13 protein-coding genes are annotated in these 13,179 nt (G+C 68.6%); 4 read left to right on the plus strand and 9 right to left on the minus strand.

What is annotated here, in order from left to right; translation table 11 throughout:
* Window positions 1–92: 92 nt before the first annotated feature.
* From AAGI91_03305 to AAGI91_03325, 5 genes are all read right to left on the minus strand, one after another.
* Window positions 93–1,340 (minus strand): inner membrane CreD family protein, encoded by a 1,248-nt coding sequence (locus AAGI91_03305; GenBank protein MEM1041635.1) that lies wholly within the window; start codon window positions 1,338–1,340, stop codon window positions 93–95.
* 64 nt (window positions 1,341–1,404) lie between these two features.
* Window positions 1,405–2,157, minus strand: coding sequence for a di-trans,poly-cis-decaprenylcistransferase (locus AAGI91_03310; protein MEM1041636.1), 753 nt, complete (start codon window positions 2,155–2,157; stop codon window positions 1,405–1,407).
* Between the two features lie 117 nt (window positions 2,158–2,274).
* Window positions 2,275–2,610, minus strand: a complete 336-nt coding sequence (locus AAGI91_03315) for a transcriptional regulator (protein ID MEM1041637.1) — start codon at window positions 2,608–2,610, stop codon at window positions 2,275–2,277.
* A 42-nt stretch (window positions 2,611–2,652) separates the two neighbouring features.
* Window positions 2,653–3,330: a hypothetical protein gene (locus AAGI91_03320; protein ID MEM1041638.1), complete on the minus strand. Its 678-nt coding sequence runs from the start codon at window positions 3,328–3,330 to the stop codon at window positions 2,653–2,655.
* A 111-nt stretch (window positions 3,331–3,441) separates the two neighbouring features.
* A complete protein-coding gene (locus AAGI91_03325) occupies window positions 3,442–3,780 on the minus strand; it encodes a hypothetical protein (protein ID MEM1041639.1) in 339 nt (112 codons plus the stop codon).
* A gap of 173 nt (window positions 3,781–3,953) precedes the next feature.
* Between AAGI91_03325 and AAGI91_03330 the strand changes: the two genes are divergently transcribed.
* Window positions 3,954–4,604: a type I restriction enzyme HsdR N-terminal domain-containing protein gene (locus AAGI91_03330; GenBank protein ID MEM1041640.1), complete on the plus strand. Its 651-nt coding sequence runs from the start codon at window positions 3,954–3,956 to the stop codon at window positions 4,602–4,604.
* 492 nt (window positions 4,605–5,096) lie between these two features.
* Here the strand turns inward: AAGI91_03330 and AAGI91_03335 are convergent, their stop codons facing one another.
* Window positions 5,097–5,285 carry a CPXCG motif-containing cysteine-rich protein gene (locus AAGI91_03335; protein ID MEM1041641.1) on the minus strand — a complete coding sequence of 63 codons (189 nt, stop codon included), beginning with the start codon at window positions 5,283–5,285 and terminating at the stop codon, window positions 5,097–5,099.
* 111 nt (window positions 5,286–5,396) lie between these two features.
* On the opposite strand from AAGI91_03335, the gene AAGI91_03340 reads away from it, so the two are divergent.
* From AAGI91_03340 to AAGI91_03350, 3 genes are all read left to right on the plus strand, one after another.
* Window positions 5,397–7,670 carry a T9SS type A sorting domain-containing protein gene (locus AAGI91_03340; protein MEM1041642.1) on the plus strand — a complete coding sequence of 758 codons (2,274 nt, stop codon included), beginning with the start codon at window positions 5,397–5,399 and terminating at the stop codon, window positions 7,668–7,670.
* Between the two features lie 120 nt (window positions 7,671–7,790).
* Complete coding sequence (locus AAGI91_03345; protein ID MEM1041643.1) at window positions 7,791–8,315, plus strand: hypothetical protein; 525 nt, start codon at window positions 7,791–7,793, stop codon at window positions 8,313–8,315.
* Window positions 8,316–8,362: 47 nt separating this feature from the next.
* Entirely contained in the window at window positions 8,363–9,799 is a 1,437-nt protein-coding gene (locus tag AAGI91_03350) for a T9SS type A sorting domain-containing protein (protein ID MEM1041644.1), read from the plus strand.
* 150 nt (window positions 9,800–9,949) lie between these two features.
* Here AAGI91_03350 and AAGI91_03355 read toward each other — a convergent pair whose 3' ends face one another.
* The 3 genes from AAGI91_03355 to AAGI91_03365 all read right to left on the minus strand — a co-directional run bounded on the left by AAGI91_03355 (window position 9,950) and on the right by AAGI91_03365 (window position 13,021).
* A complete protein-coding gene (locus AAGI91_03355; GenBank protein ID MEM1041645.1) occupies window positions 9,950–10,285 on the minus strand; it encodes a hypothetical protein in 336 nt (111 codons plus the stop codon).
* Between the two features lie 246 nt (window positions 10,286–10,531).
* Window positions 10,532–11,734 (minus strand): NAD(P)-dependent oxidoreductase, encoded by a 1,203-nt coding sequence (locus AAGI91_03360; GenBank protein MEM1041646.1) that lies wholly within the window; start codon window positions 11,732–11,734, stop codon window positions 10,532–10,534.
* A 90-nt stretch (window positions 11,735–11,824) separates the two neighbouring features.
* Entirely contained in the window at window positions 11,825–13,021 is a 1,197-nt protein-coding gene (locus tag AAGI91_03365; GenBank protein ID MEM1041647.1) for a DUF1015 family protein, read from the minus strand.
* Between the last annotated feature and the right edge of the window lie 158 nt (window positions 13,022–13,179).

The raw sequence follows: 13,179 nt of genomic DNA on the forward strand, positions 1-13,179 counted from the left end.
CCGGGGCGGGGAGGATAGACACGGGAGGGACAACCCGCAAGGGCGGATCAGCTTCTCCCTGTGTCTCCTTTGCCCTGCCCCGGCCGATGCCTTCAGGCTACCCGAGCCGGGTTCTCCGGCCGCGCCAGCAGGTGCTCCCAGTCCACGCGCCCCGTGAGCTGCATCACCCCGAAGAGCGTCACGATGCAGAGCGCCGTGATCGTCAGCCCGGTGTAGCCTTCGAGGAAGAAGGTGTAGGCGAACCCGACGAGGTAGACGAGCTGCGCCAGCCCGACCTCGACCAGCGCGAACCGCGCCCCGGTCACGAGCCGCATGTACGACACCACGAGGCCCACCGAGACCGCCGAGCAGACGGCCACCGCGAGGTGGACCGACAGGTGGTCCACGAGGTAGGAGAGCAGCAGGTGGAACGCGAAGAACGACGCCCCGAGGAAGAAGTAGTGCATCGGGTGCAGGCGCACGCCGCGCATCAGGCTCATCAGGAAGAGCAGGAAGAAGAACAGGAACAGCGAGACCGGCGCGAAGAACGTCACCCGGCTCACCCCCGGGCCGGGGTTGAGCCGCTCCGGCATCGCCATCCCAATCCCGGCGTCGGCCACGAGGTGGGCGTAGCTCCAGTCGAGCGCCCAGCCGTCGTCGGTCCGCGTCTTCCTGGTCGCCGCGAGGGTGCCTGCCGGGAAGTCAATCTTCCCGAAGTCCGTCGCCATCGCGAGGCGGAAGTCGCGGACCTGCTCGGTGCGCTCGCCGAAGTCGTAGCGCCAGGTCTCGGTGCCCTGCGACCGGTAGCCGACCCGGAAGCTCGCCGTCTCGCCCGGCTCCAACTCGACCTCGCGCACGGCGCGCCCGTTCTCGATCACCGCCTCGCCCTCGTCCTTCCCGCCGAACGTGAACCGGAAGCCGTCGAGCACCGGCGCGCCCGTCGGGAAGGGATACTGGACGCGGAAGGTCCTCGGCTCCTCGGCCTCGTTGCGGATGCTGTAGCGCCCGGCGAAGTCGACCTCGTAGGTCGGGTGCCAGAGCAGGCCCTTCTTCCGGTGCTCCAGCGCGAGGTGGGCGCGGAGATCGCTGCTCGCGAGCGGGTGGACCTCGGCGCGGACGCGCTCGACGGTGCGCGTCGCCGGCTTCCCGTCCACGAGGTCGGCGACAGTCTCCTCGTACGGCACGAGCCGCTGGACGAGGGGGGCTTGCTGGACCTGTGGCCCGCCCCAGAGCGCGCCGACGGCGCTGCGGGTGGCCACGTCCTGCTCGTTCGTGCGGACCGTGACGGCCCCGCCGAGGATGAACCAGGCAACGGTCGTGCAGCCGAAGATGAAGGCGATGGCGATGATGCGTTTGATCATGTCGGTTGGGTGTTGAGGTTAGAGGATTGAGACTCTAGGGAGGAGGCGGGCCGAGACCGAAGCGCTAGTCCTCACTTACGGCACCCGTAGGGGCGCAGCATGCTGTGCCCAGGCCGCTCCCGTCGCCGCTCAGCCCGCCGAAGCGGCGGTCCCGGCGGCGGAAGTCCGCGACGGCCGCGCCGAGGTCGGCGGCGGTGAAGTCGGGCCAGAGGGTGGGGGTGAAGACGAGCTCGGCGTAGGCGCACTCCCACAGCAGGAAATCGCTCAGCCGCTGCTCGCCGCCGGTGCGGAGGAGGAGGTCCACGTCCGGCGCGGCCGGGCTGTGCATCGCCTCGGCGAGGGCACCCGCGAAAGCGTCGCGCGTCGGGTCCGGGCGGAGCCGGCCGGCGGCTCGGCAGAGTGCGTCGCGGGCCGAGTAGTCCACCGCGATGCGGAGCGCGAGCCGCTGCCCGCCGCGCGTCTCCCACTCGGCGCGGGCAATCGCGGCGCGGACGGCCCCCGGCAGCCGGTCCCGGCGGCCGATGACGCAGAGCCGGACGCCCTCGCGCTTCAGCTTCGGTGCCTCGGCGCGGAGGTAGCGCCGCAGCAGGGCCATCAGCGCCGCCACTTCCGTCCACGGACGCTTCCAGTTGTCGGACGAAAACGCGTAGAGCGTGAGCGTCCCGACACCAAGCTCCGGCGCGGCCTCGACGATCCGGCGGACCGTCTCGACCCCGGCGCGGTGGCCGGCGGTGCGGGCCAGCCCCTGTGCCGTCGCCCAGCGGCCGTTGCCGTCCATGATGAGGGCGGCGTGCAGGCTGTTCGATGGGTGTTTCATAAACAACTTTGTTTTGTAAAGTAAAAAGGCAGAGAGCAGCGAGCGCAGCGTCCGCTTCACGTCTGTAGGGGCGAACGGCGTTCGCCCAGGTGCCGTCGCCTTCGATGGCACCTCGCCTCACCGCCGCGCGGCCGAGATGATCGCCTCCATCTGGTCGAGGTAGGTCTCCAGCGCCCGGCGGCCCGCAGTCGTCAGCTCGTACTCGGTCCTGGGCGTGCGGTCGTCGAAGAACTTGCGGCAGGCGAGGTAGCCCGCGTCCTCGAGCTTGCGGGCGTGGACGCTCAGGTTGCCGTCGGTCGTGCCGAGCACGGCCTTGAGGTCGCCGAAGCTCATCGCCCCGCCCGCGGCGAGCGCGCTGACGATCCCGAGCCGCATCCGCTCGTGGATCAGCTTGTCGAGGTCCGGGGCCGGGGTCACGGCTGCCTTCCGTTTTGCACGCGTCGTCTTTGCCATAGTCGTCACTCGTTGTTCGTCATTCGTAACCCGACGCTCGTGTCAGCCTCCGTGCCGGCGTGCGATGAGGAAGCCAAAAATGATCTGCAGCCCGCCGAAGCCGAACGCCATAAACGCATTCCCCCACGCCGCTGGGGCGAGGAGCGCAAGCGCGCCGGTCAGCATGAGCAGGCTCCCCATCAGCGGAACGAGCCGGACCGAGAACATGCCCGCTGCGACCACGCCCGCGCCGTAGAGCAGGAGCCACAGGCCGGGCAAGAGCCGCAGGCTCGCGGTAGCCTCCACCACCCCGCGCCGCACGAAATACTCCTTCGTCGGTCCCACATCGAACCCGTAGACGGCGAGCGTGAGGACGACCCCGGCCCCGACGGCCGGCGCGATGCCGAGCAGGAACTTCCGGCCCTGGCCGCTGAGGAGCGGGACGCCGTGCCCCCGCGCCTTCCGCGCCGTGGCCCACGCGCCGATCGCGATCCCGACGAGCGCCTCGGCCGCCCAGACGCGCATCCACCCGAAAACGGTCGCTTGCTGCGCGGCGAAGGCGGCCGCCGCGAGGGCCGTCACACCCATCGCTACGCCGCCCCAGCCGGGGACGGCGGTGAACTCGGCCGTGCGCGACATGGTGTCGCGGATAAACCGGAGGTGCGCCTCGGCGCGGCGCTCCGGGTGGGGCGGCGGCTCGGCGCGTCGGAGCGTGCGGCGGTCGGTGCGGGATCCGCTCATAGGTGATTACCAAGAACTTTGTAATGCAAAGTAAAAAGAAAAGCCGTTCGTGTCAAGAGAAAAGCGCGGGGGCGTCGGAGCGCGAGACCGCAGCGCTCGCGTGTGCAGGACCTAGAGGTCGGGGTTGACCCACCCCACACCCGGAGACGGCCGGTCCGCCTGCGGCGCGGCGCCCATCGCGAACCCCCCTTCGAGCGCCTCGTCGATCTGGCTCTCGAAGCTGTCCTCGATCTGCTCCTCGATCTGCTCCAGCACCTGCTCGGCCAAGTCGCCGTCCTGCTCGATGATGACGAGCGCGGCGAAGCGGACGCTCGCACCGCTCCCGGCCCCACCCATCGGGACGACCTGGGCGACGCGCCAGCCCTGCTGGAGGTGATCGTTGAGCGGGTTGAGCCCGCTCGTGCCGCCGGTGCCGGTGGTGACGAGGAGGGTTTTCTGAGTCGTGGGCATGCCTAGCGTGGTGGAGCGGGGGGAGGGCTGTGAGATGGTTCGTCCTATCCGCTGGTTCCCTTAAGTCGGCCTGGGCGGGCAAAGCCGAGGCTCTTGGGGGCGGTACGGGCGGCGGGTGTGGGTGTGGTCAGTGTCTTCCGCGCCCCGAATGATTCGACCGATCTCAACGACTGATGAATACGGCGCTTCCCGAGCCCCGCATCGAAAGCGGGCGTATCCATTGCCCGCTTCTCGCCCCCGATTCCTCTCTCGACGCCTGGCTCTACGACAAGCCCGAAGAGCGCGTGCGCCAGAGCTCTATCGAGCACCTGCGTCAGTACTACGGCTATGCCTACGCGCAGATGGCGCAGGAGCAGCGAACGCAGCACGGCACGAAGAGTCCACGCGTAGACATCGCCGTGTGGGCGACAGTCGAGGACGCCCAACGCTCGCCTCGGCCCGCGCCGGTTCTCGTGGTCGAGTGCAAGGCGGAGACGGTCAACATCCACCCGCGCGACTACTACCAAGGCGAGAGCTACGCCCGCGCCGTCGGCGAGCCGTGCGAGTTTCTGGTGATGCACAACGCACGGCAGACCGTGTTCCTCCGGCTCGTGCGTGGGCTGCCGGGCGAGCTCGTCCAGGTCAACGAGATCCCGAAGGCGTCGGACTGGGGTGATGCAAAGCGGCTGCGCGAGGCTCGCGAGAGCCTGCGGGCGTTCAGCCGGAAGGAGTTCCAGCACCTGCTTCACAAGTGCCACAACATCCTGCGCGACAACCACAAGATGGCACCGGGGCGGGCCTTCGACGCGATCTCGAAGATCCTCTTCGTCAAACTGTCGAAATAGTGGACCTACTGCGGCCTGCAGTGAGCGGCGACGCTAGCGGCTGGGCGATGGAGGCTGCGCCGTGGACGGTGGAAGCCGGGCACGCGGCAGCTACGCAAGGAACTCCGTTCGTGAGCGTGTCGCCGAACCCGTTTGCCCAGCGGGCTGCCTTCAGCCTCTCGCTTGCAGAGACCGGTCCAGTGCTCCTGACGCTCTACGACATTCGAGGGCGTGCCGTGGTGACACTAGCGGATGGCGTGCCCGGGGCGGGCTGGCACACGGTGGTGTTTGACGCCGATGGATTACCGAGTGGCGTTTATATCTGGTCATCGGTAGATGGAAGCCACGCCGAGACAGGACGCATAACGCTGATGCGCTGAATTCCTGGAGGGTTCGGTCCAATATCCTTCGGCCAGAGCGTCCCCACCGTTGCACCGGCGTAGGAGAACGCTCCTTTGCTGTTCAGCGCGCCCAACCGAACCGACGGAACAGAGACTTACTTATCGTCCAGGCTCACTGCTCGATGCTGCGCGCCTCGAAGGCGGTGACGGTTTCGCCGTCGGTGGCGTAGGCGAGGCGGATCGGGTTGCAGCACACCTCGCAGTCTTCCACGTAGGTCTGCTCGGGGACCGAGAGGTCGAGGACCATCGAGATGGTTTCGCCGCAGTAGGGGCAGGAGAAGAAATGCTCGACCTCGATCATGTGTGCGGCGTCTGGCTTGCTGGCTTGACACGGACTGGCTGCCGTGCCTACCGTGTATCATTCTCTCGCTCCGCCCCTTCCGTTCCCGGCCTCCTTGCTATGCGCCTGCGTATGTGTGCCCCGCCCTCTATCCGTCGCCTTGCGGCGGCCTTACTGCTGGCCCTACTCGCCCCCGGCCTGGCGGCGCAGTCTCTCCATGCGCGCATCGTCGATCCGCTCACCGGCGAGCCGGTTCCACTTGGCCTCACCGCACCGCCTACCGGGCCTGCCCGGAGCGGCGGCGGGAGCGACCTCGAACTCCGGCAGTACCTCCCCGAAGGCTCGACCAAGCTCGTGCGTGCTCTGCCGGGCGGGCTGACGGTGCTGCACCAGAACGGCGCAGCGCTCGTCGCCACGGCCCTCGACGGCCCGGCCGAGCCGCCGGAGATGTACCCGCTCGAGCTCGGCCGCGTCGTGCTCGGCGCGCAGCCCACCGACCTCGTACTGCGGGACGACCTCGCCTTCGCCGCGCTGCGGAAAGACGCGGGCCTGCTGGTCCTCGACGTAAACGACCCGGCGGACCTCCGGGAGGTGGGACGGGCTGAGGGACGCGATCTGCTCGCGGTTGCCGTCGCGGGCGACTACGCCTACGCGGGGGCTGGCACGAGCGGCATCGTGGTCTACAACGTCTCGGACCCGGCGGCACCGGCCGAGGTAGCTACGCTCGGCACGCCCGGCTCGGCCAACGGCATGTGGGTGGACGGGCAGACGCTCTACGTCGCCACCGGCGTGGACGGCCTTCGGATCTACGACCTCGCCGACCCCGAGGCTCCGTCGCCCATCGCGGCGTTCGGCACCGACGGCGAGTTTGCGACCTACGTCCGGGTCCACGACGGCGTCGCGTGGCTGACCGGCGGCTTCGGCCTCGTCGCGCTCGGCGTGTCCGACCCGGCCGCACCCGACTCGCTCGGCAGTTTCTCGACAGGCGGCGAGACCACCTACGAGATCGCCTTCGACGAAGACACGGCGTATCTCCCCGGCCTCGACGGGCTGCGCGCGCTCGACGTGGCGGACCCGGCGGCGATCGCGGAGACCGCGTTCTTCCCCGCCAGCCAGGCGCTGAGCGTGGACGTCGGCGGCACGGCCCTCGTCGCCGAGCGGTTCAAGGGGTTCTACTCGCTCTCGGGCTCCAATCTCTTCGAGGAGGCCTTTGTCGCGGGGGCGGGCTTTTCGCACAAGGTGTTCTTCGACGGCGACCTGCTCTACGTCACCGACCTCGCGGGGCAGCTTCGGGTTATCGACGCGGGCGGTGAGGCGGCCGCCGAGATCGCCCGCGTCGACGTGCCGCCGAACACGCAGGAGGTGGTCGTGGCCGGCGGGCGGGCCTACGTCACCGACTCGGACTTCGGCGGGACCGGCCTGACGATCCTCGACGTGAGCGACCCGGCGGACCCGCAGATCGTCGGCAGCTACGGCTTCGGGAATCAGGCCTTCGGCCTTGACGTGGTAGGGACGACCGTGTACCTCGCGGGCGGCTTCAGCGGCCTCCTCGTCCTCGACGCGAGCGACCCCGGGGCCGTGACCGAACTCGGGAGCTTCCCGATTGGCTCGAACGCGGTCGACGTGACCGTGCGCGATGATATCGCTTACCTCGTCAGCTTCGGCGGCGGAATGCTCACGCTCGACGTCTCCGACCCCGCGAATATCGCTCAGCTAGACGCCGAACCGTTCGGCTTCCTCAACGCGATCGACCTGGACCAGGAAACCTTCGGGCTGAGCGCCCTGGTTGCTGACGGGCAGGAAGGCCTACGACTCGTAGACGTCAGCGACCCGGACAGCATTGTGAGCGTCGGCACGGTTCCGACGCTCACGCAGGCGCGGGACGTGGATGCCAGCGTTGGTCTTTTCGAGGATGTACTTATTCCTCTCGCTTACGTGGCTGACGACTTCTACGGTCTCCGCGAGTTCGAGAACGGTCAGGTAGAGTCTGGCAGCTTCGAGAGTTCGGATCGCGGTATCGGGGTGGCCGTCCAGCCCTTCGACTCTGCGGACGCCAGCATCATAGCCCTCGCAGCAGGCGAGACCGGCGTCTATCTCTTCGAAACCCCCTTCTTCACGGCCAACGAATCGGGAGTAGGCAAAGGCACCCTCTCGCTCGCGGCTCCGTTTCCAAATCCGGTGCGAGGCATGGCGACGCTCCGGTACACGCTCCCTGAGGCCGCCGACGTGACGCTCGCCGTCTACGACGTGCTCGGCCGGCGTGTGGCGACGCTCCGGGACGGAGTCCAGCCGGCAGGCGTGCACGGGGCGACGTTCGACGCAGGCACCTTGCCGAGCGGGGTTTACCTCGTCCGCCTCGCAGCCGGCACCGACCGGGCCGCCAAGCGCCTGACGGTCGTACGGTGACGTGATCTCCGTGCGTGCTGTCCTCACATAGCTTCTGGTTTTTCTGCGCATTGCGTTTGGCCTCGGCCGAACCAGGAGCCGGAGTATGCGTGTATCTTTGCCGTCTACCCTCTCCTTCTGATGATCTGGAACCTCATGCCTGCTTCCCGCTTCGCCTCGTGCCTCGCGGCCCTCGTCCTCTTCTCGCTCGCGCTGCCGACAGCGTCGGCCCAGATGCGCGGCACCCACATCGTCTCCACCTGGGACGATCCCGTCAAGCTCGCCGACGGCACGGAGACGGTCTACCGCTACGAGGTCTCCTACGACTACGCGACCGGCGAGACGCTGCGCCGCGCCTACGACGGGGCCGTGCTCGTCGAGACCGTCGAGATGAACCCGCCGTCGGCTCCCTTCCCTGCCGAGATCGAGGCGGCGATGAACATCATCCAGGCGGACGGGCAACTGAGTGCCCTCGTGAGCCGCTCGAACGCTCTTGTCGGGGGCGGCTTTATCCTGTTCGGCGAGCAGCACGCGCCCTGCGCCAAACCGGCCCGGTGCCTACAGTTCGACATCATGTCGCAGGATCGCCTGGAATCGTACCAGTTCGTCGTGGTGGATCTGCACTCGGGCACCGTCATCGAGCGTGACTTCTACCCGGACCTCTAGCCGCTGCCCAGCGCCCTCACCCTCTCCCCCTTTCGACGATCTGAACCATGCGCATTCTCTTTACTGCTCTTCTGCTGGGCCTTTTCGCAGCCCCCTACGTCGAGGCGCAATCCTGCAACCCGGACACCTTCGAGCCTATCGCCATCACCTGGCCTGAGGGCGAGGGCGTAGATCCGATCTGGGCGCTGTCCTTCCTCCCGCCCTCCTCCAGCACCGGCATCGTCGGCTCGGGCCTCGAAGTACGCGACGTGACCTTCAACGGACGCGAAGTCCTGAAGCGCGGCCACGTCCCGATCCTAAACGTGAAGTATGAGAACGAAAGCTGCGACTGCTACCGCGACTGGAACTACCAGGATCAGCAGTTCGAGGCTGACAACGCGGTGAGTACCTGCTATGCCGACGCGACGCCAGGCAGCGTCCAGACGATGTGTGATGCAGCCCCGACCAACTGCGTGGACACCAACAACGACGGCGAGCCGGACCGCTGCGACGACGTAGGCTCGTTCGAGGGCGTTGCCGTCGAGCGCTTCGACGACCGCCTCGTGCTCTCGACCCAGTACAGCGCCGGCTGGTATCGCTACACGGCGCGCTGGACCTTCTTCGAGGACGGCACGATCCACCCCCGCTTCGGCTTCACCTCCACCGGCAGCGTCTGCACGCAGAACCCACGTCGCCACCACGCCTACTGGCGCCTGGACTTCGACATCGAGGGCAATGCCAACGATTATGTCCTGGAGCGGAGCGCCGTCGCCGAGGACGTAGTCTTCGAGACCGAGACCCGCCGGACGTGGGGCGATCCGGACGACGGCATCGCGTGGACCATCGCCGACGTAGCCACCGAGCGCGGTTACACCGTGGCTCCGAGTGCTGCCGACTACCTCACCCCCGTCAACCCCATGACGGGTATCCCGGCCATCGACAACTTCGCCCGCGAGGATGCGGTCATTGCCCGGTACCAGCCTGGCGAACTCGACGACGGCATCGGCTTCGCAGGTGGCACGCCCAACTGCGACGCTGAGTTTGAGGGCGAGGGCAACGCGACGCAGGCCATCGTCAACGGCGACGATGTCTACGACCAGGACATCGTCTTCTGGTACCGGTCCGGTGCCACCAAGGGAGACATCGACCCCGGCACCTGCTACGTCGTCGGCCCCGTCTTGACGCCGGTCGGCGATTGGGGGCAGCCTCCGGTTGCCGCTGAGGAGCAGGCCAGGCCGACGGGCTACACGCTCGACGATCCCTACCCGAACCCGTTCGACCAGACCACGACGCTCCGCTTCTCGGTCGAGGAGGCGCAGGCGGTCACGCTCGTGCTCTACGACACCGCCGGCCGGCTCGTTCGCACACTCTACGAGGGCACGCTCGCCGCCGGTCAGCCGCAGACCGTGGTGATGCAGGGCACCGACCTCCCGAGTGGCGTCTACACGGTCCGGCTCGAAGGCAAGTCGTTCACCGGCAGCACACGCGTGGTCCTGCTTAAGTAACTCAAGTTGTGTGGTAAGAGCGCTCCGGGGCCGAGACCGCAGACGGCGGACCGCCGGCTCCAGCACCCAAGGCGGTCTGCCGTCCGTCGTCTGCGGTCAACGGACACGACGGATGGGCAGCCCACAACTTGGATTAAGTAAGGTCGACGCTCAGCGCCGCACCGCGTCGGGCACCGCTGGCAACCAGCCTACCCCGATCACGCCCCAGAGGCCGACGAGGATCGCCTCGGCGGCATCGTGCCGGAGCGAGGTGGGGCGCGCCGCCCCCGACCACTCGATCACGCGGCGGGCGAGGCGTTCAGCGTGCGCTTTGGCGTCCGTCCCGGCGCGGCGCTCGCGGGGGTAGAGCAGGGTGCGCCGCCACGTACCGGCATCGACGCGCTGCACGGCCACCCCGCTCCGCTCGCCCTCTTTCGTCCACAGGTCGGCGAGGGTGCCGCCGCCTTCCAGCACGAGGTGGGCCAGCCCGGGCACGTCCTTCAGCACCCCGTACGCCCCGCGCTTGAGCTTGGCGTTCGAGCCGAAGTGCTGCGAGCGGTACCAGCGCAGCCGCCCGTCGGACCCGTAGAGCGCGAGGCCGGTCCGCAGGCCGAGGTCGACGGCGAGGAGGGCCTGGGGGTGCGCCTTCGGCGCGCTTATGGACGGCGCGGGGGGAATGGAGAGCGTGGGAGGACCGAGCGGTGACGCGGAGCGTGATGGTCTCGGTAGATTTGTCGGCTTTCTTTGGCTCGCTCAGAGGGCGATGACGGAGGCGGCGAGGACGTGGTCTTGCGCGCGGATGGCCTGGAGCGTCGCGTCGTCTTCCTCACCGTCGAAGCGGATCCGGGCACAGGCGGCCTCGGCTCCAGCGAAGATGAGGTTTTCCATCTCCTGCACGTTCCACCCGGCCTGGCGCGCCGCGTCGAGGACGCCGGCGAGCACGCCCACCCGGTCGTGGTGGCGGACCGTCAGCAGGTGCGTCGCGGGCGACTGCTCGGCGAGGTTGACGCAGTTCGGGACGCGCCCGGTCTCGGCGTAAGTCGTGACGACGCGGACGGCCTCTTGGCCGATAGCCTCCGTCGCCTGCTCGGTCGAGGCCCCGATGTGGTGGGTGACGTAGAAGTTGGGATGCGCCGCGAGAGGGTGATCGAACGCGCCCTCCTTCGCCGATGGCTCGCCGGAGGGCACGTCGGTGGCGAAGCGGATGTCCTTCTCCTCCATCGCCCGGCGCGCGGCCTCCTCGTCCACGACCGCCGCACGGCTCGTGTTGATGAGGAACGTCTTCGGAGCCATCGCCTCGAAGACCGCGCCCCCGACGAGGCCTTCGGTGGCCGGCGTGGAGGCGACGTGGACCGAGACGATGTCCGAGGCCCCCGCCACAGCCTCGGGCGACTCCATCCGGGCGACCCCGAGGTCGGCCGCCGTCTCGTCGGTGAGCGAGCGGCTCCACGCGACGACGTGCATCCCGAACGCCTTCGCGCGCGGGACCATCTCCTGCCCGATGTTGCCCAGCCCGATCAGCCCGAGCGTGCAGCCCTTGACCCCGAATGCCTTCGAGAAGCCGCCCTTGTTCCACCGCCCCTGCCGCGCCTCGCTGACGTTGTCGGGGATCCGCCGGTCCAGCCCGAGGATCAGCCCGAAGGCGAGTTCGGCGACCGCCGCCGCGTTCTTGCCCGGGCAGTTGGCGACGAAGATGCCGCGCTGCGACGCACCAGCCACGTCAATCGTGTCGTACCCCGCGCCCGCCCGGACGATCAGTTCTAGCCCCGAGGAGGCGTCGGGGTCGGCGGGCGTAACTCCGGTCGAGCGGACGATGAGGATGTCCGGCGCGTGCTCGGCGAGGGCCGCGGTGAGCGCCTCGCCCTTGAGGCCTGGGTCGGAGACGACAGTGTGGCCAGCTTCGCGGAATTGCTGGGTGCCGTCTTCCGAAAAGGCATCGGCGATGAGAATGGTCATGGAGGAACGACGAGTGACGAGTGACGAACGACGAGGGCTCAGAATCGGTGGACGAGGTGGCCGGTAGCCGATAGCCAAGAGCCGATATCTCTAAAAGCGGTGGACGAGGAGGCCGCTGCGCAGCTTGGGCTCGAACCAGGTCGACTTGGGCGGCATGAGCTGGCCGGCGTCGGAGACGGCGAGGAGTTCGTCCGGCCGCGTGGCCGACATCGAGATCGCGAGAGCCGCCTTGCCGCTGTCCACGAGCCGCTCCAGTTCACCCGTCCCGCGGATGCCACCGACGAAGCCGATGTTGGCGTCCGTGCGCGGGTTCGTGATGCCGAGCATCGGTTCGAGGAGGTGCTCGCCGAGGCGCGCCACGTCGAGCGTGTCGGCGACCGTGTCGCGTTCGGTCTCGGGCAGCGCCAGGTCGTACCACCGGCCGCCGAGGTAGACCGAGACGTGCCCTGGTCCTACCGGTTCAGGTGCGGCGCCGTCCGCCACCTCGAACCGCTCGCGGAGTGCCGCGAGGAACGCGTCGGGCGTGTCGGGGAGGCGGTAGATCACCCGGTTGTAGGGCATGATCATCATCTCCTCGTAGGGGAAGAGGACCGCCATGAACCCGCCGACTTCGTCGTTGTCGGCGACCTCCTTCGCTGCCCGGCTCGCCGCCGCCGAGCGGTGGTGCCCGTCGGCGACGTAGAGGTTTGGAACGTGCCGGAACGCCTCCTGCACCGCCGGTGCGTTGGGCATCCGCCAGACCTCGTGCCGGACGCCGTCGACGGCGGTGAACGCGTAGAGCGCCTCGCCCTGCGTGGCCTCTTCGACGAGTGCGTTAATGGCGGGCGTGCCCCGGTAGGTCAGCATCACCGGCTCGGCGTGGGCGCGCTGCGTGACGATGTGCCGCGTGCGGTCGTCCTCCTTGTCGGGCCGCGTCTTCTCGTGCTTGAGGATCGTGCCGTCGTCGTACTCGGCAACGGTCACGAGGCCGAAGAGGCCGGTCTGCGCCCGCCCGTCCATCGTGAGCCGGTAGACGTAGAACGCGGGGGTCTCTTCCTCGACGAACGCATCGCTCGTGGCAAAGCGGCGGAGCGCGTCGGCCCCGGCCTCGTAGACGCGGTCGTCGTGCTCGTCCGTTCCCTCGGGCAGCCCGATCTCGGGGCGGATGACGTGGAGGAACGAGTAGGGCCGCCCCTCGGCGAGCGCCCGCGCCTCCTCGGTGTTGACCACGTCGTAGGGAACCGACGCCACGTCCTCGCCGCGGCCGGGCGCGGGGCGCAGCGCGCGAAAGGGAAGAACCGTAGCCATGCTCAGAAGAGATGTAGGAGGGGGGGACGGAAGGTAGCCACCGCGCCGCGGTGCGTGCTGAGGCGCAGGCGGCAAAAAAAGATTAAGACCGCGCCGCCGGTTCACCGAAGCTTCGCTGCCCTCACGCCGGGCGGGGTTGCATTGGGGCACTCGATTGC

The organism is Bacteroidota bacterium (assembly GCA_038746285.1).
Lineage (GTDB): Bacteria > Bacteroidota > Rhodothermia > Rhodothermales > JANQRZ01 > JANQRZ01.